This window comes from Dehalobacter sp. TeCB1 (assembly GCF_001707455.1).
Lineage (GTDB): Bacteria > Bacillota > Desulfitobacteriia > Desulfitobacteriales > Syntrophobotulaceae > Dehalobacter > Dehalobacter restrictus.
Genome location: NZ_MCHF01000038.1, coordinates 1 through 25265 on the forward strand (window position 1 = coordinate 1; position 25265 = coordinate 25265).

The 25265-nt window shown below is 40.9% G+C and carries 28 protein-coding genes and 2 pseudogenes; 8 read left to right on the forward strand and 22 right to left on the reverse strand.

From position 1 onward, the window contains the following. The 3 genes and pseudogenes from A7D23_RS16415 to A7D23_RS10140 form a co-directional block, all read right to left on the reverse strand. Nucleotides 1-122: pseudogene (locus A7D23_RS16415) on the reverse strand (dehalogenase); the annotation flags it as partial. Nucleotides 123-425: 303 nt separating this feature from the next. Continuing rightward, entirely contained in the window at nucleotides 426-1835 is a 1410-nt protein-coding gene (gene ltrA, locus A7D23_RS10135; protein WP_068883692.1) for a group II intron reverse transcriptase/maturase, read from the reverse strand. 429 nt (nucleotides 1836-2264) lie between these two features. Next, nucleotides 2265-2942 carry a Crp/Fnr family transcriptional regulator gene (locus A7D23_RS10140; RefSeq protein WP_068883695.1) on the reverse strand — a complete coding sequence of 226 codons (678 nt, stop codon included), beginning with the start codon at nucleotides 2940-2942 and terminating at the stop codon, nucleotides 2265-2267. 482 nt (nucleotides 2943-3424) lie between these two features. Here A7D23_RS10140 and A7D23_RS10145 point away from each other — a divergent pair, with 482 nt between their 5' ends. The 4 genes from A7D23_RS10145 to A7D23_RS10160 all read left to right on the forward strand — a co-directional run bounded on the left by A7D23_RS10145 (nucleotide 3425) and on the right by A7D23_RS10160 (nucleotide 6230). Beyond that, complete coding sequence (locus A7D23_RS10145) at nucleotides 3425-4120, forward strand: Crp/Fnr family transcriptional regulator (RefSeq protein ID WP_068883697.1); 696 nt, start codon at nucleotides 3425-3427, stop codon at nucleotides 4118-4120. 36 nt (nucleotides 4121-4156) lie between these two features. Next, complete coding sequence (locus A7D23_RS10150; RefSeq protein ID WP_068883699.1) at nucleotides 4157-4345, forward strand: hypothetical protein; 189 nt, start codon at nucleotides 4157-4159, stop codon at nucleotides 4343-4345. A gap of 144 nt (nucleotides 4346-4489) precedes the next feature. Then, nucleotides 4490-4798 (forward strand): dehalogenase, encoded by a 309-nt coding sequence (locus tag A7D23_RS10155; RefSeq protein ID WP_068883701.1) that lies wholly within the window; start codon nucleotides 4490-4492, stop codon nucleotides 4796-4798. A gap of 13 nt (nucleotides 4799-4811) precedes the next feature. Further along, the gene (locus A7D23_RS10160) at nucleotides 4812-6230 is read left to right on the forward strand and encodes a reductive dehalogenase (protein ID WP_068883703.1); all 1419 of its coding nucleotides are present in this window, start codon (nucleotides 4812-4814) and stop codon (nucleotides 6228-6230) included. A 227-nt stretch (nucleotides 6231-6457) separates the two neighbouring features. Here A7D23_RS10160 and A7D23_RS10165 read toward each other — a convergent pair whose 3' ends face one another. The 9 genes from A7D23_RS10165 to A7D23_RS10205 form a co-directional block, all read right to left on the reverse strand. Continuing rightward, entirely contained in the window at nucleotides 6458-7183 is a 726-nt protein-coding gene (locus A7D23_RS10165) for an MBL fold metallo-hydrolase (RefSeq protein ID WP_068883705.1), read from the reverse strand. Nucleotides 7184-7218: 35 nt separating this feature from the next. Continuing rightward, the gene (locus A7D23_RS10170) at nucleotides 7219-7572 is read right to left on the reverse strand and encodes an antibiotic biosynthesis monooxygenase family protein (RefSeq protein WP_068883707.1); all 354 of its coding nucleotides are present in this window, start codon (nucleotides 7570-7572) and stop codon (nucleotides 7219-7221) included. A gap of 22 nt (nucleotides 7573-7594) precedes the next feature. Then, on the reverse strand, nucleotides 7595-8041 hold the full coding sequence (locus tag A7D23_RS10175) for a hypothetical protein (RefSeq protein ID WP_068883709.1): 447 nt from the start codon (nucleotides 8039-8041) through the stop codon (nucleotides 7595-7597). Then, complete coding sequence (locus tag A7D23_RS10180; protein WP_141690665.1) at nucleotides 8022-8660, reverse strand: GTP-binding protein; 639 nt, start codon at nucleotides 8658-8660, stop codon at nucleotides 8022-8024. The genes A7D23_RS10175 and A7D23_RS10180 overlap by 20 nt, the downstream gene beginning before the upstream one ends. A gap of 208 nt (nucleotides 8661-8868) precedes the next feature. Next, nucleotides 8869-9849 carry a uroporphyrinogen decarboxylase family protein gene (locus tag A7D23_RS10185; RefSeq protein ID WP_068883713.1) on the reverse strand — a complete coding sequence of 327 codons (981 nt, stop codon included), beginning with the start codon at nucleotides 9847-9849 and terminating at the stop codon, nucleotides 8869-8871. Between the two features lie 51 nt (nucleotides 9850-9900). Then, nucleotides 9901-10536 (reverse strand): corrinoid protein, encoded by a 636-nt coding sequence (locus A7D23_RS10190; RefSeq protein ID WP_068883715.1) that lies wholly within the window; start codon nucleotides 10534-10536, stop codon nucleotides 9901-9903. Between the two features lie 63 nt (nucleotides 10537-10599). After that, a complete protein-coding gene (locus A7D23_RS10195) occupies nucleotides 10600-11403 on the reverse strand; it encodes a methyltetrahydrofolate cobalamin methyltransferase (RefSeq protein WP_068883717.1) in 804 nt (267 codons plus the stop codon). A 292-nt stretch (nucleotides 11404-11695) separates the two neighbouring features. Next, on the reverse strand, nucleotides 11696-13117 hold the full coding sequence (locus A7D23_RS10200; RefSeq protein ID WP_068883719.1) for a reductive dehalogenase: 1422 nt from the start codon (nucleotides 13115-13117) through the stop codon (nucleotides 11696-11698). Between the two features lie 13 nt (nucleotides 13118-13130). Further along, nucleotides 13131-13436: a hypothetical protein gene (locus A7D23_RS10205; RefSeq protein WP_020492099.1), complete on the reverse strand. Its 306-nt coding sequence runs from the start codon at nucleotides 13434-13436 to the stop codon at nucleotides 13131-13133. Nucleotides 13437-13999: 563 nt separating this feature from the next. Here A7D23_RS10205 and A7D23_RS16420 point away from each other — a divergent pair. Continuing rightward, nucleotides 14000-14136: pseudogene (locus A7D23_RS16420) on the forward strand (dehalogenase); the annotation flags it as partial. Between the two features lie 25 nt (nucleotides 14137-14161). Then, complete coding sequence (locus A7D23_RS10210; RefSeq protein WP_068883721.1) at nucleotides 14162-14962, forward strand: nuclear transport factor 2 family protein; 801 nt, start codon at nucleotides 14162-14164, stop codon at nucleotides 14960-14962. Between the two features lie 248 nt (nucleotides 14963-15210). Here A7D23_RS10210 and A7D23_RS10215 read toward each other — a convergent pair whose 3' ends face one another. From A7D23_RS10215 to A7D23_RS10225, 3 genes are read right to left on the reverse strand one after another with little or no spacing between them, the layout of a single operon-like run. After that, nucleotides 15211-16476, reverse strand: coding sequence for a 4Fe-4S binding protein (locus tag A7D23_RS10215; RefSeq protein WP_068883723.1), 1266 nt, complete (start codon nucleotides 16474-16476; stop codon nucleotides 15211-15213). 33 nt (nucleotides 16477-16509) lie between these two features. Next, on the reverse strand, nucleotides 16510-16812 hold the full coding sequence (locus A7D23_RS10220) for a dehalogenase (protein ID WP_068883725.1): 303 nt from the start codon (nucleotides 16810-16812) through the stop codon (nucleotides 16510-16512). Between the two features lie 30 nt (nucleotides 16813-16842). Then, a complete protein-coding gene (locus tag A7D23_RS10225; protein ID WP_083221899.1) occupies nucleotides 16843-17415 on the reverse strand; it encodes a reductive dehalogenase in 573 nt (190 codons plus the stop codon). A 54-nt stretch (nucleotides 17416-17469) separates the two neighbouring features. Between A7D23_RS10225 and A7D23_RS10230 the strand changes: the two genes are divergently transcribed. Beyond that, on the forward strand, nucleotides 17470-17826 hold the full coding sequence (locus tag A7D23_RS10230) for a TetR-like C-terminal domain-containing protein (RefSeq protein WP_141690666.1): 357 nt from the start codon (nucleotides 17470-17472) through the stop codon (nucleotides 17824-17826). Nucleotides 17827-18438: 612 nt separating this feature from the next. Here the strand turns inward: A7D23_RS10230 and A7D23_RS16580 are convergent. The 5 genes from A7D23_RS16580 to A7D23_RS10250 all read right to left on the reverse strand — a co-directional run bounded on the left by A7D23_RS16580 (nucleotide 18439) and on the right by A7D23_RS10250 (nucleotide 22408). Then, nucleotides 18439-18567 carry a hypothetical protein gene (locus A7D23_RS16580; RefSeq protein ID WP_282432016.1) on the reverse strand — a complete coding sequence of 43 codons (129 nt, stop codon included), beginning with the start codon at nucleotides 18565-18567 and terminating at the stop codon, nucleotides 18439-18441. A gap of 14 nt (nucleotides 18568-18581) precedes the next feature. Next, nucleotides 18582-19751 (reverse strand): uroporphyrinogen decarboxylase family protein, encoded by a 1170-nt coding sequence (locus A7D23_RS10235; protein WP_068883729.1) that lies wholly within the window; start codon nucleotides 19749-19751, stop codon nucleotides 18582-18584. Between the two features lie 74 nt (nucleotides 19752-19825). Continuing rightward, nucleotides 19826-20461: a cobalamin-dependent protein gene (locus tag A7D23_RS10240; RefSeq protein ID WP_068883731.1), complete on the reverse strand. Its 636-nt coding sequence runs from the start codon at nucleotides 20459-20461 to the stop codon at nucleotides 19826-19828. Between the two features lie 248 nt (nucleotides 20462-20709). After that, complete coding sequence (locus A7D23_RS10245) at nucleotides 20710-22089, reverse strand: reductive dehalogenase (RefSeq protein WP_068883733.1); 1380 nt, start codon at nucleotides 22087-22089, stop codon at nucleotides 20710-20712. A gap of 13 nt (nucleotides 22090-22102) precedes the next feature. Beyond that, nucleotides 22103-22408 (reverse strand): dehalogenase, encoded by a 306-nt coding sequence (locus A7D23_RS10250; protein ID WP_068883735.1) that lies wholly within the window; start codon nucleotides 22406-22408, stop codon nucleotides 22103-22105. A 253-nt stretch (nucleotides 22409-22661) separates the two neighbouring features. Here A7D23_RS10250 and A7D23_RS10255 point away from each other — a divergent pair, with 253 nt between their 5' ends. Beyond that, nucleotides 22662-23351 (forward strand): Crp/Fnr family transcriptional regulator, encoded by a 690-nt coding sequence (locus tag A7D23_RS10255; RefSeq protein ID WP_025205303.1) that lies wholly within the window; start codon nucleotides 22662-22664, stop codon nucleotides 23349-23351. A gap of 307 nt (nucleotides 23352-23658) precedes the next feature. On the opposite strand, the gene A7D23_RS10260 is transcribed toward A7D23_RS10255, so the two are convergent. After that, the gene (locus A7D23_RS10260; protein WP_025205302.1) at nucleotides 23659-24924 is read right to left on the reverse strand and encodes an FMN-binding protein; all 1266 of its coding nucleotides are present in this window, start codon (nucleotides 24922-24924) and stop codon (nucleotides 23659-23661) included. A gap of 23 nt (nucleotides 24925-24947) precedes the next feature. Further along, nucleotides 24948-25250, reverse strand: coding sequence for a hypothetical protein (locus tag A7D23_RS10265; RefSeq protein WP_025205301.1), 303 nt, complete (start codon nucleotides 25248-25250; stop codon nucleotides 24948-24950). Nucleotides 25251-25265 lie beyond the last annotated feature (15 nt).

Genomic DNA, 25265 nt, shown 5'->3' on the forward strand with positions numbered 1-25265 from the left:
ATAACATATAAGGCCCAGTTCAGTACTGTTTTCCACATTAAGTCCCTTTTGGCGCGAGGTTTAATAAAAAGAATCCCCGCTAAAAATAACACACCGGCAAGAAAAATTAAGAATGTACCCATACATCTTCACCTCCTCTTTTAATGATTTGGTCCGAGTAACTGAGTACATTGTACAAATATTGTTTTACTAACCCTTATAATATGGATTATAAATTTTAAAATTTTTTTGACTGTCAATAATAATTAGTTAATTTTATGGAGTCACTTTTTTTGCATGAAAAGATACCTGTAAAAAGAGGTGCTTCTCTACATGACCTCTTCTTTTTGTCCCAATCGGGTAGGAGGCTACTCATTAATTGGGTAGCCGACCTCCCTCAGCACCGTACATACCGTTCGGTATACGGCGCTTCCAAAGTTTACACTTCACTTTGCAGAATGACATTCTTTGAAACTAAGATATCCAATCCGCTTGAATCGCTCATTGGATAGGGCTTTCGTCAAAATCGGGCTATGGGCTATGCGCCAATAGCCTTTTCTTGTGTTTGCCCACATCCATGCTTGGGCTTCTTTTATGCCCGCTTTCTTGAGGTTTTCATAACGTGTTCGGATTTTCTTCCATCGTTTCCAAGTCACCATTCTTATACGACTTCTTAGCCATTCGTCTAAGTTCCCAAGCAAACTCCTTGCGTCTGCAAGTTTGAAGTAATTTGTCCATCCTCGCACTGCCTGATTGAGTTTTATTCGGCGTTCTTCGATTCCCATCCCGTTACTACGCCCAGTTACCTCTCGGATTTTGTCTTTGAGTTTCTGGATGCTCCTCGGATGGATTCTCAGCCGCCCTTCTCCCCGGTAGATATAAAAGCTATATCCCAGATACTTGACATAGTTTACATGTGAGACCTTCGTTTTCTTCCTGTTGACCCTAAGAAATAGCTTTCCTTCGATGAACGGAAGAATGTGGTCTAGCGTACGTCTTGCCGCTTTCTTACTTTTGCAAAAGATCATCATATCGTCTGCGTAGCGTACAAAGCAGTGACCTCGCTGTTCTAACTCATGGTCACATTCGTTGAGCATAATATTGCCTAGCAATGGGCTTAAGGGGCCGCCTTGCGGTACACCCTCCGGACTTTCTTCGAACAGTCCATCCACTAAAACTCCTGCTCTCAGGAATTTATGGATGAGCGAGATAACCCGTCCATCTTTTATCGTTTCGGATAAAATTTGGATCAACTTGCTTTGGTTGACCGTATCAAAATACTTTTCCAAATCCATGTCGACGACATATTTATAGCCCTCTGTGATTTGGTTTTGGCATTTTCTCAATGCATCATGTGCGCTTCGATTTGGTCGAAATCCAAAACTGCTATTCGAAAACTGCTTCTCGAAGATTGGACTCAGGACTTGCGTAATCGCTTGTTGGATTAGCCTGTCAACGACGGTAGGTATTCCTAGTTTTCTGGTTTTTCCGTTATCTTTGGGTATTTCTACCCTCCGTACGGGTTGTGGACGGTACTTACCGTCCCAGAGGGATTCTATGAGTTCATCCCTGTGGTCTCTTAGGAAGGGTAGAAGTTCATCCACCTGCATGCCATCGATTCCACCTGCGCCTTTATTTCTCTTCACCTGCTTGTACGCTCGGTTTAGATTTTCGGCGCTAAGAATTTGCTCGAATAATCCTTCTTTCTGCTCATCTGTGTTGGTGCTGTCGGGTTCAGTCATCTTGGGCGGCGCGCACACTTCTGCATACTCTTTCTGTTCCGCAGATACCCTTTGCAGATAGTCTTCAATTTGAAGTTGTCTGTGTTTTGGATTACCACTTTCAGTAACTTTCATTGACCCACACCTCCTTTGGTTCGGCCCTTCCGTCGGTGCCTAGAACACCTCTGTACTATGGCTTCGGCTGACTCCTCACGACAAATCTTGTTTCAACCGGGTTTCTTACTCTGTTTCCACCCGTCCGTGAGGCCTCCCACGGTAAGACGATTCACTTTCATTCCATGTCCCCGCAACATTTACGCTGACGTGTCCGTGTAGCTTTAGGGCCTTGACTAGTATCGCAGTCTTACCCCACGTTTTGCGCCTGATATTGTTCGTGTTCCTCGGGGCGGAACTTTGCCGCTGGCTTCCTTCAGATTCCCCCTCTCGGAGGACACCCTTGCCTTAAGCTAATGGTTGGTCGCTACATGCCCCCATAACGGACTTTCACCGTCAAGTTAATCGCCATGCGTGGCGCACAACAAAAAGCAACTGACGAAAGGTTCGTCAGTTGCTGATCAGGTCTTTAAGTCTTTTTAAGTCAAAGATTATAATCCTATTGGATGTTTTACGCAAAATGTTCTTTTCTCTTAGATTTTGAAATAATTTGCAGACAGTCACATAATGGACACCTGTCATTTCGGAAATAGCCTTTTGCGACAACTTAATATTAATTTCATAAACATTGTTAATTAATTCTCCTTTCGTGAGGCAAAGCTTATAAAGCAATCGCAGAACCCGAACCGAAGGATTATAAAGAGCCATTTCCTTAGCTTCATGCATAAAATACCCGCATTTTGACGCATAACTCGTAATAAATTCACAGAGAACTTCCTTATCCTGCTGAAACATCTCAAGCAACTGGTCTTTTGAAAAATAGCATACAACGCTCTCTTCTTCCGAAACAACATCAACGAGACAATCATCAGGCTGAAATAATCGATCGGTAAACGTGCCGGCATCAGCATGAAACATTAGCCTTCTTTTTCCATCCTCAGTTAGAAAAGTAATACCTAATTTTCCTGAAATAACATAGATAACGCTATCGATGATCTCTCCGGGTGAAACAACGGAATCTCCTTTTTGGTAATTTCGGACGATCCCCCTATTGAGATAATTTTTTAACTTATTTATTGGATAAAAATTATTCGGTAAAATATAATTGTTGTTAAAAATTTTTTCCATAACTATTATTCCCCTAAAATTTCATTCTATTGTCCTTTTTGTTTCTACGGCTTCCGACTTGTTATAATGAATATTATCATAATTTAAAAACTCATAATGTTGGCGCATGCTACATAACTAAAAAAAAATATTAGGATCGATATCCCCTTCTTAAAATTTTATATAACATTTTGCTAATTTCTATATAATTAGAGTAACTCAATTATCTAGAAATAGAGGACTGTTCCCTTATATGAAAGGTCAGTCCTCTGAGATTATTTTCGTTGTATTTATTTAACGGAAGACCTTGATCTTATAGCCTTTATTGAAAAAGCAAAAATTTTACTTATTGGTCTTTTTATGTCTATTTGGTTCGGCATCAATTAACAATTAAGGTGAAATTTTGGAAAGTTAAATCCATATTAAATAAATTAATCAAAGTTAATGTATACTAAATTTAAAAACTTTTATTATTTAAATGACCATAAAGGAGGGAAGAAGTTATGAAATACGATTTTTCTGATGAAGTGGCAAGAACAATTCCTGACACATTCTACCCTGTCGAGAGACTGCAAAAATTTACCCATCTAGGAATTGTGAAATCCTATGCAAAAGGGAGCGCTATTACTTTACCAGGGGATAGTGAGCCGATGCTAATCTATGTGCTTTCAGGAAAAGTCCAAAACAAAATGGTAACCGAGGACGGCAGGGAAAAATTGCATTATTTTTGCGGCAAAAATGGAATCCTGTGCAAGCTCTTTCCGATGAATCATGATAATTCTTATATAACTGCTATAGAAAAATGCAGCGTATGTTTTTTCACTGAGGCGCAGCTCAAAGAAATATTTCAAATAGATGACAATATATTTTTTGAAATCTTAAAGAACACTTTTTCTAAAAGCCTTTATTTTATGATGCAAATAATTGAAATGGAATTATTTAATCCGACGATCAGGATAGTAAGACTGATTTACGGTCTATGCATTTCCAACGGAATACCCGTAGGAAATTCATATGAAGTCCGTCTCGAATTATCTCAGAGAACTATTTCTGAAATCTCAGGAGTCCATCATGTCACGATATCCAAAGTATTAGGATATTTGGAAAAGCAAAAGATTATCGAGAAAAAGAAAGGCAAAATCATTATCCATGATTTAGATAGATTAAAAGAGCTAACATTTGAGAAACATCTTTTTTAGAAATACATAGCCGAGGAAACCAGCAGAATCAATAATATGGTAGAGCTATTTTCGCTCATTAATAAAGAAACAGAAAGTATTGCAAGCATTGCTGAGCAACATTCGGCTTCAACAGAAGAACTGATGGCTACTACGGAAGAATATAATTCGAGCATTGAGGTCATTTTCAAACGGATACAGAATATTAAAGATTCCAGCAACAACTTGCAAAGAATTATCAAGTAATTTTTGGTTCATAGGTGCTCCCGGAGAAATCCGGGAGCTTTTTTTTTGATGCGCACAGACCTGAAAAATATTAGCAATTGTTAATTTAAATTAACAATTCCATCGGACAAATCAGTAGACTTATATCTAAAAGGAGGTGGATTTATGAGTACGTTCTTAATTTTTCTTGCCGGTGTGTTATTTTTAGCGGGGATACTTTGGATTAGACCTCGCGCCCAAAAGGATCTAATGTGGAAAACGGTACTGAACTGGTCCTTATATGTTATTTGGTATGCCGTCACTTGGATGGGGATTTCCTTTATTTACATTAATGCCAGCGTAGGACACGTTAAAGCAACAAGTACAGCTATATTCCTGTTCGGAGGTATTTCGATCATATTGGCAATAGTGCTGGCGCGCTTCTTAGGGTTTATCCGTATTAATAAAAAGGTCAATGAATCAATAGAGGTTTAGGGGAGGAAAACTAATGTCCGCAAATTCAGAAAATAACAAAAAAGGATTTTCGGTCAGCCGCCGCGGTTTTCTGAAAACCGGGGCAGCAGCCGCTGCAATGGGCGTCATGGGTGCGATTGCGGCTCCGGCCAAGATCGCCAACGCAGCAGCATCGTCACCTAGTTTGGACTATCAGCCCGTCAAAGGACAATGGTCAAAATTGCGTCCTGTTAACAATTACGGCGGAGCAACCGTCCGTTATGTAGAAAATAATAGCGAGTGGCTCGGGACGACCAAGCTTCTCGGAAAAGTGATTCAAACCGATGAGAAAGATGCCGGGTTTGCCCTGGCTGTATCAGGAGAACTGGGTGACAAAGCACAGGCCGGAATTCTTACTACAATGCTTAGGTCTCCGATGGTGGCACCGTTTGCAGGTGCTATTGGAGCAATCAGTGCACCTGCAATGCTCACTGGCAAGCCAAGTCCTAGAAAATTGCCGATACCTGACCCCGAACAGATGTCTCAGCATATTAAAGATTTTGCCTATTATCTTCGTGTAGACGAAGTAGGTGTCGGTAATATGCCTGATTATGCTTACTACGCTAGCCAAATGGCTCCGCCCTTAGCCGCATATCTTACGAAAGCTGTTCCCCAAAGTGTTCCTTATGGAAAAGCACCTATTACAGATAAAATGCCTTACGTTATTTGTATGTCTGTACAGATGCATTTGGAAACATGGTTGGCTTCAACAGGATATGACTCCATGGGTGTCGCCCAATCAAACCGGTGTTACCATGCCGCTGCCAATGCGGCGGTCATCATGGCGAATTATATTCGACAGCTGGGTTATAATGCCCGGGCCCATCATTTTGGGAACTACGAAGTTCTTATACCGGCTTGTATGATTGCCTGCGGAATGGGTGAACTAACCAGGACAGGTGATACTTGTGCGAATCCTCGTATTGGTTTTCGTCATAAAACTTCAGCAGTTACAACGGATTTGCCTTTGGCACCGGATAAACCGATTGATTTTGGCGCACTGGATTTCTGCAGAGTGTGTATGAAGTGTGCGGATAACTGTCCTGGACAGGCGATTACTTTTGAGAAGGACCCTATGCCGCACAAGGGTTATCTCCGCTGGAATACTGATTCTAAGAAGTGTACGGTATTCCGCGCAGCTAACGATGAAGGCGTCAGCTGCGGAAGATGTGTGAAAGTATGTCCTTGGAACTCCAAAGAAGATTCCTGGTTCCATGAAGCGGGAATCTTTATTGGCAGCAAAGGAGAAAATGCTTCAAAGTTGCTTAAAACTATCGATGATATGTTTGGTTACGGTACGGAAGAGATTGAAAAATACAAGTGGTGGTTGGAGTGGCCGGAACTTTATAAGTATGACGTTGAAGCAGTTCTCAAGGCCGCTGCAGCACCTGTAGCACCTGGAGCAGCTCACTAAATTCCCGGACTCCCGGAGCCTTATAATCATGACGTTGAAGCAATTCTCAACGTACCCGATTAATCGGAACGATTTTAAGGCGTAATTTTTGAGGACTCTTATTTTCTAAAAAACTGGTGACAGTCTGTTAGACTGTCACCAGTTTTTTTGTGGCTGCGGCTGACGTCATGGATCCGCTTGCCTTACAGAATACAATGTATCCCCGTATTCTTTGGTTTATAAAGCACTTAGCGTGAACTTATAGTAATTTTTCCAATTTCCTGGTTTATATCCCCACGACGAAGTCCACCGTGATAGTATACAACTTGTTCAATATCATAAGGAAGAAGCTTCTTCAGCGACATAGTAGCCATCGGTATGTCTGCTGTAAGAATTGGAACTTTTAAATTCCCGTCTTCAATAATTATTGCATCACCTGCGATCAATAATTTACTTTCTTTAATGTACAAGCAAATATGTCCAAGTGTATGCCCTGGAGTGTGAACGATCTCTATTCCTAATTCTCCGAACGGGAACAATTGCCCATCAGTTAAAGATTCATCTATTTTAAACTTGGTATTCTTAATTGCAGCCTCAAATCGTTCAAAGTATGCTCTTTTTTTCTCCGGCATGTTTGCAAAAGTTTGTTTTAGCGCAGCAGTTTTCACAGGCGGCAGTTCCCCTTGCAGATATGGAACTTCTTTCTCATGGGACAGTACTTTCGCGTTTGGAGCAATTTTTAGGATATCCAGCACAGACCCAGTATGGTCTATATCTTGATGCGTTATGATTATATGGGTCAAATCTTTAATATCAAAACCAGCGGACCCAATCGCGTCCGAAAACAACTGGACCTGCCCCGGAAAACCTGCATCTATTAGAATGCGATTATGATCATCCCAAATAAATACAGGGTTTATCAGCCTATCATTTCCATCTATTTCCAACATTTCAACTCTATCTGCAATCTTCATTGTACATTTTCCTCCCATATTTATATTTTCTAAAATTACCCCTCATGAGAATCAGCAATAGCAACAGGTCTATAAAACCCTCGATTTGGAATCATATTGGATGCAGGGTTGTCTAGTTGCTTTCCAAGTGCAACTTTAAACTTTGAATTAGTTGTTGCCGCTTCAAATGCAGCGTAACTTTCATATTTAGCTATATTGATTAATTGAAAGCGTGTTTCGGTTAGAAGCGCACGGTTTAGCTCCGCGCCCAAAAAACCAGGCGAATCACTCATAAGTTTTGAACGTTCACGCCACTGTTCTATAAACGAGTCAACCTCTTCTACTGGAATTTCAAATACATTGATAAAGGTAAACGGTTCTTCAGGATTTGGTATTATTTTTTTCGACATATAGCATCCCTCCTTAAGAAAGTTAATTTGCTAATTCTTTTAACGTTTCTGCCAATTTAGAATATAATTCACTTTCATTCTTAATAAAAACAATCAAGGCAATATTGACCGTGACTTTTGGTTTGAGGGTTTCCTTGATTTGAACATCTCCACCTGTCGTGGATAGCATGCAGGAATAGCCGGTTTCAATAAGAAAAGCCTTGATATGCCCCACAAGTCCTCCCTGATCTTCAACCCAGCCAGCCAAAGACTGTAGCTCTTTGTTCAGTCTATCTCTTACCCACGAATATTCTTTGGCAATGACACGCTCAGCAGAAAAAATGACGGCTCCTTCATGATGGGTAACTGTGATTTCTTCCTGATTGCAGAGCGTTGTTTTCTCATGTTGTTCATGTTGGTCATGATGCTCATCATGGTGATGACCGCACTGACAGGCTTGGCCTTCGTGTTCATGGTGTTCGTGTACCATTTAAGATCCCCGCCTTTTCAAATAAATCGTCCCAGAATCCAGCCGAAAGCTCGTTTGTAGCGGATACAGGATAACAGTACGCATCCCGGTTATATTTCCGGATACTCTCCTGTACTTTTTCCACAGTCGTTTCACCCACCAAATCAATCTTGTTAACCAACACTGACTTTGTATCCTTTAGCTGCTCTGAGACGAAGTTTTCCATCGCACCAAGCAAACGAAACCACCGTTTGGCATCGACAACAATAATTGTCATTGCCTGCATCCCGAGTTCGGTCTCCACCGCGCTTTTTATTTTGCTCGGAAAAGCAAGCCCAGTTGCCTCAATGATGATCCATTCCGGGCTGTACTCCTTACTAAGATAATCAACTGTATCCGTAAGTTTAGCCGAAGATGTACAGCAGGCGCAGCCGGCAAAAAGATTCTTGACGGTAAAATCCGCATTCTCTAGAAGAAGATTATCAATTCCGGCCGTACCGATTTCATTTTCTATGATTACAACTTTTTTTTCATTCTTATTACCATGTGAAATTTCAATGAGATATCTTGCAAGCTGCATTAGCACACTGGTTTTTCCTGATCCCAAGAATCCGCTTACTATGATTACTTTGATGGCAATTCCCTCCTTTTCGTTTCATCGTGCTTCTGAGCTCTCTCCAGTGCCTTTATATCGCAGAAATTTTGTTTGCTACTCTGGGCCCATTTTAGACTAGAGGTCAGGAAAAGAGCCAACAGAATATAAGCAAAATCCCCTTGAATAAAATTATCCCGAGGATTTTGCAGTCTTTCACTTAAATGATGATTCAAATATTTTTCTATTGAGTGTATTATAACTTATTGACTTCATGCCAAGTTTTCATTAGCATAGGAATTCTTTCGTCACCAGTCATAAAGGCATTTCCTTTTTCATTCATAATTACTGGGAACAGAATGAAATTACCCTTTTTACCATATTGTTCTGCACATCTTTTGGTTTCTTCTATAATCGCCTCTACGGGAGCACCCATATAACTTGCAGGTCCGGATGTATCCCATCCCCCTTCAACAAGTAAGCGACCATGATACTTCGTCAGAATCCCATCCAAGTCATTACAAACCTGCGCAGAATTCCAAATTCTAACACCCATCTCAACATAATCTTCGAGGATATCTTCACATTTTCCACAGGTATGTTGACTGAATATAACACCACGGGAAGTCACAGCCTCAATGATTCTTTTGTGGTGCGGCTTAATGACCTCGCGATAGGTTTTGGGAGACATAAATAATCCACGGGCAGTGGCAAAATCATCAAAGTAGATGATAACATCCGGATTATAAACATCAATATATCGGTTTAAACAAGCTATTTTATAATCTGCCATTGCCTCGAAGAATTCATGACAGGAATCCGGATCTTCAATCAAAGCACATAAGGTATTTTCAAATCCCATAAATGCAGCCATCCGTTCAAAGATACCGCATACATTAAATACCGCAAGTGGCTGCTCTTTTCTTTTTTCGTCAGTATAGTCAGCCAATTCCATTTGTGCCATCTTTTCAATTCCAAGAGAATCAATGTCAGGAAATTTTACATATCTTTTCCAATCAGCAATATCATCAAATAATATTTTCCCTGGTTCCGGTATGACTCCCTCAGCCGTGGCTACCCAGTTTATGCCAAACGGATCCTGCCCGCCCTTCCAAGGTTGATCGGTATTATTGGTTGCCAGCATGCATGCTTTATACATTTCATACAGTATTGGGGAATATTCCGGTTTTTCCCCCTTAAGCATTAATTCAAAATTTTCTCTTTGAGTCAGCGTCATATTGATTTACCTCCTCTTATTTATTAAGATCTCAGCATTTAAGATTTCTTACTATAAGGATTTTACCAATTCAACAGCTTTTACTGAAGCACTACCGGCGTCAGGAGCAAAACCATCGGCTCCGATTTCATTGGCGAATTGCTGCGTGACAGGGGCTCCACCGACGATGATTTTGAATCCGCTCAGTCCGCTGCCTTTAATCGTCTGTACAGCTTCTTTCAGGGACGGCATGGTGGTGGTCAGAAGTCCTGAACAAGCCACTAAGGTAACGTTGCTATTTCCTTTGATTGCTTCAAGCCATTTTGCTAATGATACATCCACACCGAGGTCAACCATGGTGAATCCGGCACTTTCGATCATCATAGAAACGAGGTTTTTACCGATGTCATGCAAGTCACCTGCTACGGTTCCGATAATGCAGGTGCCTAGGGAATTTGAGCTGTCGCCAGCCATCAGCGGTTTCAGAATATCAACACCTTTAGCCATCGCTTTGGCAGCCATCAGCATTTCAGGCACGAAGATTTCGCCTGTGGAGAATTTGTCCCCGACAACCCCCATCGAGTCTACCATTGCCTGCAGAATATCTTTTGCTGCGCTTCCTTCATTGAGGGCTTCCTGTACCAGACCAGGAACAAGTTTTGTTTTTCCTGCCTCTACCATTGCTTTTACTTCTTCAATTTTAGCCATTTTTATAATCCTCCTAAAATTTTTGAATTAAACAACAATTTTGTGATTTAACAGCGTTTACAATTATTTTTTCTGACCAAATCGTCCTTCCCTGAAGGCACCGATGTATTCCATGCAATATTCATCCTGACCTAAGAGAGCTTCCGTTGAGAAGATCATACCGACCAAATCCTGATTCGTCGGGTCAAGGATCCCGCTGTCCATGCCGGCGTTCATTGCCAGAACGCAGAAAGCCTGATTGACCAGCTTTCTGGCCGGCAGGTTAAACGAAATATTGCTGAATCCACCGGTAATGTGAATTGCCGGACACTGTCTTTTAATCTCTCTGATCACGTCAACAATCATGTTAATGCCTTCTTCCGAAGTGCAGAGCATTTCGACCAGCGGATCAATGTGCAGACGGGACGGAGCAATATTAAATTCTTTAGCTCTTTTCATGATGTTTGCAAATACTTCGAGACGTTTCTCTGCTGTCTTGGAAATTCCGCTGTCATCACAAAGAAGCGCAACGCATTCCCATTTAGTATCAGCAATAACCGGGAATACGACATCAATCTTGTCTCCTTCGCCGGATACGGAGTTGATGAGCCCCGGCCGTTTGCAGAATTTAATGGCATCGACGCAAGTCTGAGCATGCGGGCTGTCGATACAAATTGGGGTGTCGCTCACTTCCTGTACCAGGTCGATCAGCCATTTTAAGGTTTCGAGTTCTATTCTGACGTCCGTGGATGCACAGACATCAATGAAATCCGCACCGGCATCAGATTGAATTTTTGCGAGATTTCGGATGAAGCCTGCATCCTTTTCAGCGATTGCTCTCGCTACGGAAGGGATGGCACCGTTAATTTTTTCTCCAATGACGATCATGAATAATCTACCTCCAGTAATACTTTGTTCTTCTGCTGCCGTTTACAGACCCCTCATTCTCAATCTGATGGCTTAATAGGCCAGATAAAATCGGATTGCACCGTGTCGTTTAGCCTGATCTTAAAAATAAAAAATGATGGTAACAATCTAGATGGACTATTACCATCATCATTTCGGACTATTTACTCTTGTTTAGGGGTTACCCCAACATTTGCCGATATTAATTTTGAGCAGAGTCCCCATAAATTATCATAACTTCTGCGTTCCGGTTAACTTGGTGCGTTGACCTGCTTTACACTCCAGGAGCTGCAGCAGATGCAGTTGCGGAAAAGGCCTTGAGAGTGGCATTAACGTCATACTTATAAAGATCCGGCCACTCCAGCCACCATTTATATTTCGTAACCTCTTCAGTACCGTAACCAAACATATCATCAATGGATTTCAGCATTCTTGAAGCGTTCTCGCCTTTACTGCCTATATACAAGCCCGCTCGATGGAACCAAGAATCTTCCTTGGAGTTCCAAGGACATACTTTTATACATCTACCGCAGTTAACACCTTCATCGTTGGCACAGCGGAATACCGTACACTTCTTGGAATCCGTATTCCAACGGAGATAACCATTGTGCGGCACAGGATCATCATCAAAGGTAATCGCTTGGGCAGGACAGTTATCCGCACACTTTTTACACACTCTGCAGAAATCCAACATGCCAAAATCAATCGGTTTATCCGGTATCAAAGGCAAATCTGTCGTAACTGCCGCAGATTTATGGCGGAAACCAATACGGGGATGCGCAGCCGTGTCACCCGTCCTGGTAAGTTCGCCCATACCGCAGGCAATTAGAACTGGTGGTATTATAAGCTCGTAATTCCCAAAATGATGAGCCCTGGCATGATAACCCAGCTGTCTAATATAACTTGCCATGATGACTGCCGCATTGGCAGACGCATGGTAACACCGTTCCGATTGGGCGTTGGATATGCCGTCATACCCTGTTGAAGCCAGCCAGGTCTCTAAATGCATCTCTACAGACATACAAATAACGTAAGGCAGTTTATCTGTGATAGGTGCCTTTCCATATGGCGTGTCCATGGGAACGGCGTGCACAAGATACGCGCCTAAAGGTGGTGCCATGTTGCTTGCGTAATAAGCATAATCGGGCATAATACCGATACCTACTTCGTCTGCTCGAAGATAATATGCGAAATCTTTAATATGCTGGGACATTTGTTCCGGATCCGGAATTTGTAATTTATTTGGATTTGGCTCGCCAGTGAGCATTGAAGGTGCACTTATTGCTCCAATAGCATCTGCAAACGGGAGTACCGTAGGATGTCTAAACACTGTGCTAAGAAATCCGGCCTTTGCTTTATCACCTAAATCTCCTGCTAAAGCCAGAGAAAATCCAGCATCTTTCTCATCGGTTTGAATAACTTTTCCGAGAATCTTGGTTGTCCCCAGCCATTGATCGTTACTTTCTACATAACGGACAGATGCTCCGCCGTAATTTGCTTCAGGACGCAATTTTGACCATTGTCCTTTGGTGGGCTGATAGCTTAAACTGGGAGATGCTGCGTTGGCAATCTTGGATGGCGCTGCAATCGCCCCCATGACACCCATCGCAGCGGCTGCTACCCCGGTTTTCAGAAAACCACGGCGGCTTACTGAAAATTCTTTCTTTGGTTCTTTTTCTTTATTATTTACGGACATTAATTTTCCTCCTCTAAGCCTGTAATGACTCATCCTTTTTCTTTGTACCGATAAATCCTAATACACGGGCTAAGACTACAGCCAGAATCAGCGAAATCCCCCCAAACAGGAATATAGCTGTGCTTGTTGCCTTGACATGTCCTACACTGGCATTAATGTAGACAAAGGAAACACCCATACAAGCGATAACAAAGAAAATTACATATAAGGTCCAAATAATCACGGTTTTCCAAGTCTTATCCTGCTTCGCACGAGGTTTGATAAAAAGGATACCGGCTAAAAAAAGAATTCCTGCCAAAAAAATTAAGAATATACTCATTTTTTCACCTCCCCTCGTTGCTTTTATAAATTTATTGTAATTCGTTACAAATTATAAATCACAGCAAATGCCCTGAGAACCAACAAGATAGTTACTCATGTTGGTAAAGCAACAATACTTTAAATATTGTTGCTTTTTTTTTTAACTAGTAACATATTTGATAAAATCGTTTCCTTTTTGTCGCGCATGACAGAGGATATTTTTATCTGCATTATGGCCGCGACATAGTATTTAATTTTTATTCAATAGGTGTCCGATTAAAAAAAAAGAAAACAATTTTATCAAATATGTTACTCGTATTTTAAAAACTCAACAATATCTTTAATATCGTTGAGTTTGCAACATTTATAACTTTCATGTTGGTGTTCAATGCATTTACAGTGATCTATAATCAAAGAGTGGTCAATCTATACTCATATTTAATCAATTTATATTAATATTTAAAAGAAAAGATAATCATGGATTGATATTTTGTAAAATGTACCCATATGATTGACCAAATCATTTCAAAGAGGAGGCGAAAAAGAAGAGGTTAAAAAATGATGGGTACAATTTAAATTTTTTACATTAATGCCATCGTAAGACATCTTAAAGCATCAAGCACGGTGATTTTCCTGTTTGGAGGAATTTCGGTGGTATTGGCCGCAGTCTGGCGCGCGACTTAGGATTTATCCGTATTAAGAAAGGGTCAATAAAATAATAGAGGCTTAGAGGAGGCAAATGAAATGTCTGAGAATTTAGGTAATAAAGAAAATGGATCTACGAAAGACTTAAATCGCCGCGGTTTTCTGAAAACCGGGGCAGCAGTTGCTGCTGTGGGTGTTATGGGGGCAATGGCAGCACCGTCCCAGATTGCCAACGCAGCTACAGCCAGCCTGAGTGTAACCAGCAAACCTAAAATTACAAGCTTATTTGATATTCTTCCTTATCATAATAATGGCGCAAACGTTATCGATACTGCCAATGTTAAAGCTTTAGTAGAATATGAGCGTTATTGCAGGGACACATATCATTTTGATCAGATGGGAGCTTGCTATGCTGACGATTCGGTGATTGACACAGCATGGTTCCACGGTACCGGAAAGCAGTTTGCCGAGGTATCGAAAAAGTCTGGTAGAGGGGCAAAGCATAAAATCAATTCGATCATCGTTTGGCTGAATGGCAATAAAGCTATTGCCGAAATGCAAGCTCAAATGTTAGGTCCCCGTGGTCAAAAGATTAATGGTATAGAAACGGACGTCGTTTCCTACGCCAGACTTGTTTATCGTGTTCAAAAAATAAATGGACGTTGGTTAATTAAAGGGTTTACACCTATCTATGAGAGAGACGCTTTCATTCCTACTGTCCCAACAGCAAACTTTGTATATGATGAAAATGAATTGAATTCATATAGAGCCAGTTATAAATGTGTATGCTATCAATTAAAAGGAATGGGTATGTCGATGAATCAGGATCTACCGGGCGAAGATAAACCTGAGACCGTAGAAAAGGTGTACCAAGATGTAACTGCATGGCTCTTGAAGTAATCTGAAAAACTGGAAATTAACTTTTTAGTTAGAGGACTGACCCTTCATATTAGGGAACAGTCCTCTATTTTTAGATAATTGAATATTAATGATTACAACATATAGAGACGGTTTATTATTATATCCTATAAAGCGAAATATCTGTTAAGAAATAGCATGATAAGCCTGCCATTCACTTATCACAATCATGATGGCAACCGCCGAAATCAATAGGATAAATAATAAATCCCCTAGACTCAACTTGCTTTTCATTTTTCTACCTCGATGTTATTCAATTCATTTGCAGATCTTGCTTCGATACCTTCTATTCCTTTGATTCCCTGAACCTTCTTCAATTTCACTTTTTCTAGGATCCCTTTTTCTAGAATTACCATTACATATTTCCTGGGACGCAAGATTAGTTCATTAAGTATCAACCCCGGACAGAAAAACTTGCACCAGAACCTGCTTATAAAGAAAGAGGTGAAAAATACGACCGGCAAAATGAGCCACTGAATGCCAAACCCCTGCCGTCCAAACAAAGTAGCGAAAGGCTCATAACCTGCAAAACTGGGTGACTTCGTCAAAAATGCCCCTATGAGTGCGAGGTAGATTAATGCATACCTTATTTTAGCCGCTTTTGCTTCAATCGCTTTATTGCAGCATTTGAATTTACCGCCGCCCACTTTTGCCGTGATTTCTTGTAAAGCGCCAAACGGACAAAGCCAGAAACAATAGACATTCTTTCCTAATATCAAGGTGATAACCGGGATTCCGATTAGGAGGATATACCAAACGAGGTTTTCGCGGATAGACGGGAAATTCCCCATGAAAAGCGCGGCTATATTTGCCAGCGAAACAGGCGTATTGTATTGGAAACCAATAAAGACCAAACTGCCTGTAAGGGCAACCCAGCGTAGTTTTCTTTGTTTGAATATCACACCGACCACCATCAGGATGACCAATGTAATGACTGCGATTTCTTTTGAACCGAATTTAAACGGCTGAGCTTCATCTTTAACATCCAACCCGAATTGTTCCCTGGCTACCGCATGGCTGCCCTGGGAAATAGCCTTGGCAATCCCCCGGGAAGAAAAGGTGGCACCGGAAATACGGTCGATATCTTTGTTAATGGACAATGGGTCCGTTATATCTTTGCCGATGAATTTCTCCAGATATTTCTGGTCTATGATCCTCTGAATAAACGAGGGAGTATCCTTATGCGCCGCAATAACCGTCCCGACAATTTTTCCTTGCAGGTCAATTCCGGTGACCATTTTGATCGGACCGCCATAAGCAACCGCTTGTTCGATTACGACGTAGCCTATTTCTTCTTCCCTGCCGTTTTGCCCTTGAATTCTTCCTTCATAAATAACAGGGGAAGACGCAATCTTTTGAAAAGATTGCGCTTCCGGAAAAACTTTATTCATAAACGGTATGATATCATTATCTGTATGAGTCCAACTAAAACCTAACGTTATGAGGAATATAATTGTTGCTGCGAACACAACGACGTTATTTACTGACTTTTTCATTTCTTGCTCCTGTAAAGGTCTGCCTGACTGTACTTATGCGGCCTCTGCTTTACCAGCCTTCTTTATTAAGTATATCAAAGAATTTAACCGTACCGTCACGATAATTAAGACAAGAAGAATCGCTCCAAAGATTAAAAGTCCCATACCTGCAGCCTGCATCTCACCTTCAGCAATGCTGCTGACAATCCAGGCAATGGTAAAAGCTCCCCAGAGTACGGATATAGACGTTAAAATCCAGCGGGCTACGGACATTTTGCCTGCAGCCTGGAATTTGACATAGACAAACCATATGGATGACGCGATGAGTGCTCCCAGAAGCATCCAGAAGATAATCATATTACCTCTCCTCTTCTCAATAAAATATTTTTATTTATTCCAGAACTTCTTTAATGCATCCGAAACGGTAATCTTCCCGTAGCCGAACAAATCATCAAAGAACCTCAGAACCGGTCTTGCAGGCGTTCTTGTCGCAAATTTTGCCAAATCGTGATGCCATTCCTGTTTTTTGTTATATGGACAGACTTTAATGCAAATCCCGCAGTCACCGCCGACTTCTCCCCATTGTGTTACGCACTTCAATCCATCTGCAGCCCATTTTTTAACTCCCGGATTGGTTGCAGGTAACACTTTATAACTTGGTTCTTTATCATTGGATATTGCCTGTGAAGGACAGGCATCCGCGCATTTCATGCAAGTTTTGCAGAATTCCATCGCTCCGAAGGTAATCGGTTTATCAATCACCAACGGCATATCCACATACATTTTACATAACCGCACTCTCGGTCCAAACTCGGGTGTGATTAGAATACCTATTCTGCTCAGTTCGCCCAGTCCGGCCTGAACAGCCAACGGTACGCTTAAAGCCGTATCGTTTGTGATCAGAGCAATCTTTAGGTATTCTTTTGTTCTCATCTTACGATGATCCTCATTTTTACTCATGTACGCGCTCCTTTCACTACCACATCGTGTCGGCACAACAAAAAAGCTCTTCTATTGTTGACGATTATGAGTCGAAATAGGATACGTATCAGGTATCTGCGGGACAATGCGGAATTATTTCAGCTGATGCTGGGAGAAAATGGCCTGCCTAGACTTTTCGTTATGCTGAACCAGCAGGGTATTGAGTTGTTCACGGACTTGCTGCGCCCCATGATGCCTAAGTTTGAGAAGATGGTGCCACTGGATGTGCTGACTTACCATATATTCTCAGCTCATGCGGGTCTATTAAGATATTATTTGGACAGCAATATGAAATACAGCCCGGAATATATGGCTGAACAGCTGACGTTGCTCTCTTTCTCCGGTCCTATGTCTATGATGAATCTACTGGATCATAAAGCAGCTCCTTAGAATGTCCATAATATGCCTACGGAGATAACCATTGTACGGAAATGGATCGACTTGGACTTTCACTAGTTAAATAATTCGTGCTTAGCTGGGACGCAACTAACAAAAACAACTGACAAAACCTTTGTCAGTTGTTTTTGTTAGTTGTCAGAAAAGCTATTCGGCGGTTTCCAGTATGATATAGTGGGCAGGATCAGCTCTAAAAAAGCTCATAGTATTAAAGCAGCATTGCTGGCTGGTTGGATGCTTGACTAAGAAATAGCATGATAAGCCTGCCATTCACTTATCATAATCATGATGGCGACAGCGGATATCTATGGTTTTTCGTTAGAAAATTCAATTACTGAATTGAAAAAGACGGTTGGGGGTTGACCCAAAACCGTCTTTTTGATGTAATTGAGAGTTTTTAAAATGATGTCCCCCAGCCATTGATCGTTACGTTCTTCAAAACGAACAATAATGTATAGATTTCCATACAACAGGTGTTGGCAGGCACAACATTAATTAAAGGGCAAAATAGAATTTGGTTTTTCAAAATAATCAGGGAGATAGGCATTAGAAATATTTGAAAAGAAAAAACAAAGTATCCTAATTCCAAGCATATTACTCGAAAATCTATACAATTACAAGCATTGTCATCATTACTTTAATAATCCCTTCGGCCATAGGCGCAGGCATATTGTTCTTTTCGATGAGTACCTTTTTTAGTTCTTCAAGACTGTCTGTAAGTTGATAATTTTCCATACTTCCCTCTCCTTTTAATATTTTCCGTTTTCATGAATATATTGACATACTGCCGCTAAATTTTCCGGTTTCGCATCATTTAAGGAGACCAAATTTTTGTCGGTTGAAAAAATATAGTTGCCACCGGGCGCATACAACTGTAAACATTCCTTGGCTTTGTCGAGACACTTTTCTACCGTTCCAAGTCGAAGGAGATCAATAGGCATTCCGCCAACTATGCAAAATTTATTGCCAATGGAATCTTTTATCTTCTTCAAGTCACCATTTTCAAACAGCCCAATGATGTTTCCATCCGGCAGTCCCTGCAGAATATCAAGATAGGGCATCCAATTGTTTTCCATAAAGAAGAAAATCTTATAACCCCGCTTTACGGAAACTTCATCTACAAACTTACTCATAAATGGGAAGTAAAATTTTTCAAAGTCTTTTGGTTTTAGGAAAGTCGGCAGATGTAGTGGCACAAAGATTACTCCCTTATTATCCTCCGGAGTCGTATATGCACCTATGGCCATTTCCATAGACGATATAAACAAGGCCTCACAAGCAGCATAAAATTCTTGTGGTTTCCTTCTGATATCACTGGATACCCCAACAAAATCCCGTAAGTAATCAAGTAACATGTCCGGAGAAAGGATAGCCAAACCTTTGGCCAATACCGGGAGTCCCAATTCGTTTTCAATTCTCCCGTCAACCACGGCATTATAGTGTAAAAACTCCATCATTTCGCCAACGGCTTTTTGAAGACGCCCAAGGTTTCCTTCTATATCATTTTTTAAAACAGGAAACTTCCGCGGAATAATAACATTAACAAGAAAATCAAACGGATTTGCAATCAATTGTTCATATTCATCAGGCATCATAGTTTGCCCATGGCTACCTTTTATAACAAAACCTTTATCGGTCAAGGTATACAAACCTTCTCCAAAGTTACTCAACATCTTTAACGGAAGAACATTTCCATTTTCTAGAATTCCATCCAAATAAAATTCTTCATTTATTTTATTATATACCTGAAATAATATATTCGGGTCTTTAACATACGCATCTTCCACACTAACTCCGGCATGGTAGGGACCGAATGTTTCTATGATTGGAAGAACCGGAACCCTATCAGGAGTACCTCTCTTAAAGGCTGTATTCAATCTTGTCAATTTTTCCTGATACAAAGGGTTAATATTTGTCATGTAATTTTCCTCCTTTTAGTAAATAAAAGCCTTTATTCACGTATAAGAAGCAGTTTTTAACATTTTCTTGCCTTTTAACTTACCCATTTCTGACATATCTTTACGCCTTCAGCTGCATTGGTTGTAAAGGCATCTGCTCCAATTTGTTCACATGCATTGTTTGTCACGGGGTTTCCGCCAATAATAATTTTTACGTTCTCTCTTAGCCCCGCTTCTTTTAAGGCATCAACCGTATTTTTCATAGATTCAAGGGCCAATGTTAAAACACCGCTCATACCCACGATTTCCGGATTAACCTCCTTCACTCTTCTCACAAATTCACTGGCAGGCTGGTCTATCCCCAAGTCCAATACGTTAAACCCAGCCGCTTCGGCCATGCTCCTAAAAATGTTTTTCCCAATATCATGTAAATCCCCCGCAACAGTTCCCAAGACGATTTTCCCCCTATTGCCTTCATTTTCAGCACTTAGAAAAGGTTTTAGGGTTTCAATGGCATTCGCTAAGAGTTCTCCAGCAAAGATCAGATCTCCAACAAAATATTCTCCTTTTTCAAATTGGTCACCAACAATTGACATTCCACTCTGACAAGCGGCTACTACTTGCTTAGCATCGTCTTCAGAAGGATTTGCCTGAATAAAAGTGTTGAGCAATGAAAGTACCTTCTCCTCGTCAAGTTCCCCTAGTGCTGTTGCTATTGCGTCTAAATTCATACTTAAGCCTCCCCGCCAATTTTTTTTACTAGTCCTTATTCAATTTCCAAAGGACTCCGGTTTAGTAAATGATTAATATTATTATAGATAAAATAAATATTTAGATAAAATGAAAATGAACAGATTCCTACTATCCAACAGGTGTTAGATGTACCTCCTTAATTAGGGGATAACATAGAAGGACGTATACGGCCCACCTAAATCAGAAGCGAGCCGTATAATATCATTTTTAGATTAAACTGTACGAATCAGCTTGGCATCTGGATTTTATAAAACTCCGGCCATTCCAGCCACCATTTGTATTTATCAATAACTTCAGTGCCGTAACCAAACATATCATCAATTGATTTAAGCAATTTTGAGGCAGCTTGACCCTGACTTCCGATCCATATTCCTGCTTCATGGAACCAAGAGTCCTCCTTGGAACTCCATGGACATACTTTAATACATCTACCGCAACTAACACCTTCTTCGTTACTGCAACGGAATTCCGTACACTTCTTCGAATCAGTGTTCCAACGCAGATAGCCGTTATATGGCACAGGATCTGGGTCAAGGGTAATCGCTTTAGAAGGACATTCATCCGCGCATTTTTTACAAACCCTGCAAAAGTCCAACATTCCGAAGTCGATCGGTTTGTCCAGAGCCAGTGGTAAATCAGTCGTTATGGCAGCAACTTTTGACCGGAATCCAAACCTAGGGTGAGCGACACAGTCCCCCGTTCTGGTAAGTTCACCCATTCCGGCAGCGATAAGGCAAGGTCCCATAACGGCTTCATAGTTGCCAAAATGTTGGGCTCTAGCGTTATAGCCGAGAATTCGGATGTATTGTGCCATCATTACCGCAATATTTGCAGAAGCATGGTAACAACGTGTGGATTGCGAAACGGCGATTCCATCATAGCCTGTTGACGCCAGATACGTTTCCAAGTGTTGTTCCACTGCCACAACAATAACATTGGGAAGACTGGCAGTAACCGGTCTCTTTGTAATTGTCGCATCCTTTGAAACCATACCTGAAGCAAAAGCCCCCTGGGTAGGCTCCATTGTACTTGCATAATAAGCGTAGGAAGGCATTTTACCGATACCTACTTCGTCAGCTCTCAGATAATAAGCAAGATCTTTAATATGCTGCGACATCTGTTCCGGATCCGGAATGGGGAGTCTTTCCTGTGAAACAGGACCATCGACCATCTCCGGACCACTAATAGCATTAATTGCTATAATATTACTGGTTGCCAGCGGACTCCTTAGACCTGACTGATAATACCCATATTTTGCTTTCTCGCTAAGCAAACCTCTAATAGCTAAGCAGAATCCCCCGTCTTGTTCATCAAATTTTTGAACTTTTCCTGTAATCTTCGATGTCCCCAGCCATTGATCATTATGTTCTGCAGAACGAACAGAGGCTCCTCCATAATTTGCTTCGGGACGTAATTTGGACCATTTCCCTTTGGCAGGCTGATAGCTTAAGCTTGTCGACGCAGCGTTGGCCATCTTGGATGGCGCAGCAATCGCTCCCATGACACCCGCCGCAGCTGCAGCCACGCCGGTTTTCAGAAAACCGCGCCGGCTTACTGAAAATTGTTGTTTGGATGCTTTTTCTTTATTCTGAGAAATCTCCGACATTTACTTTCCTCCTCTAAGCCTGTAATGGCTCGGTCTTTTTCTTAGCGCCGATAAAACCTAAGACTCGGGCTAAGACGATAGCCAAAATAAGTGCAATCCCCCCAAACAGGAAGATCGCCGTGCTCGATGCCTTGACGTGTCCTACGCTTGCGTTGATGTAAACAAAGGAAACCCCTATACAAGCAGTAACAAATAAAATAACATATAAAGCCCATATCGATACGGTTTTCCAAGTCTTATCCTGCTTCGCACGAGGTTTAATAAAAAGAACACCAGCTAAAAATAATATACCCGCCAAAAATATTAGTATTGTACTCATTTGTTTCCTCACCTCCTTAATTATCTTTTTTAATACCAATCTGTAATTACTGTATAAAAAATAAACAAGAATGTATAGATTTCTAGCCAACAGGTGTTGGCTAGATAACATTATTTCAATTTAATGACAAAATAAAATTTATTTTTAAATAATTTAGCTGGTATCCGACAAAGAAATAGTGTAGACTAAATATAGTTCAGTGATAATCAGGGAAATACTTTTTGAAAATCCACGATATAGGAGTTTGATTTTTATGAAAGAGTGTGGATCCATTTCACATATTGTCAAATTTCGTGATATTCCTGAAAAATTATTGGACGTAGGGGAAGAATTATTCTTTGCTAAAAATAAAGTAGTCTTTTCTCAGGGGGATGTTCCAGACAGATTTTATTATATTAAAGATGGCCGGATCAAAAGTTATAAATACTCTCCAAGGGGTAATGAACAGATAATTTCCCTTCTTGAAAAGGGTAGTATATTCTTAGAATCTGGTGTACTTTTCGATATTCCGATTGACAGTTATTTTGAGACTATGGAGGACTCGCATTTAATTTTCTTTAGAAGAAAAGACCTTTTAGATTTACTGGCAACAGACATAGATGTAACACTATATGTAATGCAATCGGTTTCCCGTAAATTTCATTTTTATGAGTATCTTTTCGACGAACTACAATTTTTTGATACAGAGTGGAGAATATGCAACCTGTTATTAACATTTGCAGATAATTTTGGGATAGAGGTGGAGAATAAAATAAAGCTGAATATTAAAATTAGTCAGCAGTTTATTAGTAATATTCTTGGTGTCAATCGAGGTACGACAATCAAGATAATCAATAAATTAAAAGAACTGAATTTGATCGAGCAAACGAACGGCTATTACCTTATTAAAGACTTGCAGCGGTTAAAAAATCATCAAGCCGAGATATGTGTTCATAAGGCATAGCTGATGTATTATGTTAAATCATCTAACCAAAACATTTAGGAATTTATTGCATAACCGTTATCTCGGTCACCAATAAAAAAATGACCAAGGCTAAAAAGCCAAGGTCACGATGATTTTTGCAGTTCATTTAGCGTGAAGAGAACACACAACTCATGGGCTTCACATTAATAAAGTTGTATCAAGTACAATTTTTAGTCATTAGGTTAATAAACAGCATGATAAGCCTGAATTTCACTAATCACAACCATAACGGCGACCGCCGATATCAATACAATAAATAATAAATCCCCCATGCTTAATTTGCTTTTCATTCTTTGACCTCGATCTTATTCAATTCATTTGTAGATCTTGCTTTGGTTCCTTTGGTTCCTTTGGTTCCCGGAACTTTTTTCAGTGTCCCTTTTTCTAGAATCCCTTTTTCTAAAATCCTCATGATATATTTCCTGGGACGCAAAATTAGTTCATTGAGTATCAAGCCCGGACAGAAGAACCTGCACCAGAACCTGCTGATAAAGAAAGAACTAAAAATCACGACCGGCAAAATAAGCCACTGGATACCGAATCCCTGCAGGCCAAACAAAGTGGCGAATGGTTCGTAACCGGCAAAACTCGGTGACTTCGTCAGGAACGCACCTATGAGTGCCAAGTAGATGAGTATATACCTTATTTTAGCTACTTTTGCTTCGATCGCTTTATTGCAGCATTTGAATTTACCGCCGCCTACTTTTGCGGTTATTTCCTGCAAGGCGCCAAACGGGCAAAGCCAGAAACAGTAAACATTCTTTCCTATTATAAAGGTGATCACCGGGATTCCGATTAAGAGGATATACCAAACGAGGTTTTCACGGATCGGTGGGAAATTCCCCATTAATAATGCAGCAATGTTGGCAAGGGAAATCGATGTATTGTATTGGAAGCCAATGAAGACTAAACTGCCTATCAGGGCAACCCAGCGCAGTTTTCTCTGTTTGAAGGCGACGCCTATCACCGCCAGGATGATCAAAGCGATGACGGCTATTTCCTTGGACCCGAACTTAAACGGTTCAACCTCATCCTTCACATTGAGCCCGAACTCGCTCCTGGCTACGGCATGGCTGCCCTGGGAAACTGCTTTGGCAATCCCCCGGGAAGAAAAGGTGGCGCCCGATATACGGTCAATATCCTTGTTAATGGACAAGGGATCCGTGATGTCTTTGCCGATGAATTTCTCCAGATATTTCTGGTCGATGACTTTATCGATAAAGGATGGCGTATCCTTATGGGCGGCGATAACTGTCCCTGTGATTTTCCCGTTAAGGTCAATTCCGGTGACCATTTTAATTGGCCCGCCATAAGCAACCGCTTGCTCGATTACGACGTAACCCGTTTTTTCTTCTTTACCGTTTTGATCTTTCGTTATCCCTTCGTATATAACAGGGGAAGACGCAATCTTTTGAAAAGATTGCGCTTCCGGAAAAACTTGATTCATAAACGGTATGATATCGTTATCTGTATAAGTCCAACTAAAACCTAACGTTAGGAAGAATATAACGGTTGCTGCAAACACAATGATTTTATTTACTGAGTTTTTCATTTTCTGCTCCTGTTACCCTGATGTTATGCTGCTTCTACCTTATTAGCTTTCTTCTTGGAGGGTATCAGGGAATTTAACCGTATCGTTACGATAACTAAGACAAGAAGAATTGCTCCGAAGATTAACAGTCCCATACCGGCAGCCTGCATCTCACCTTCGGCAATGCTGCTGACGATCCAAGCCAAGGTAAAAGCTCCCCACAGTACGGATATGGAAGTCAAAACCCAGCGGGTTACGGACATTTTGCCTGCAGCCTGAAATTTGATATAAACAAACCATATGGATGATGCCATGAGTGCACCTAAGATTAACCAAAAGATAATCATATTACCTCTCCCCTT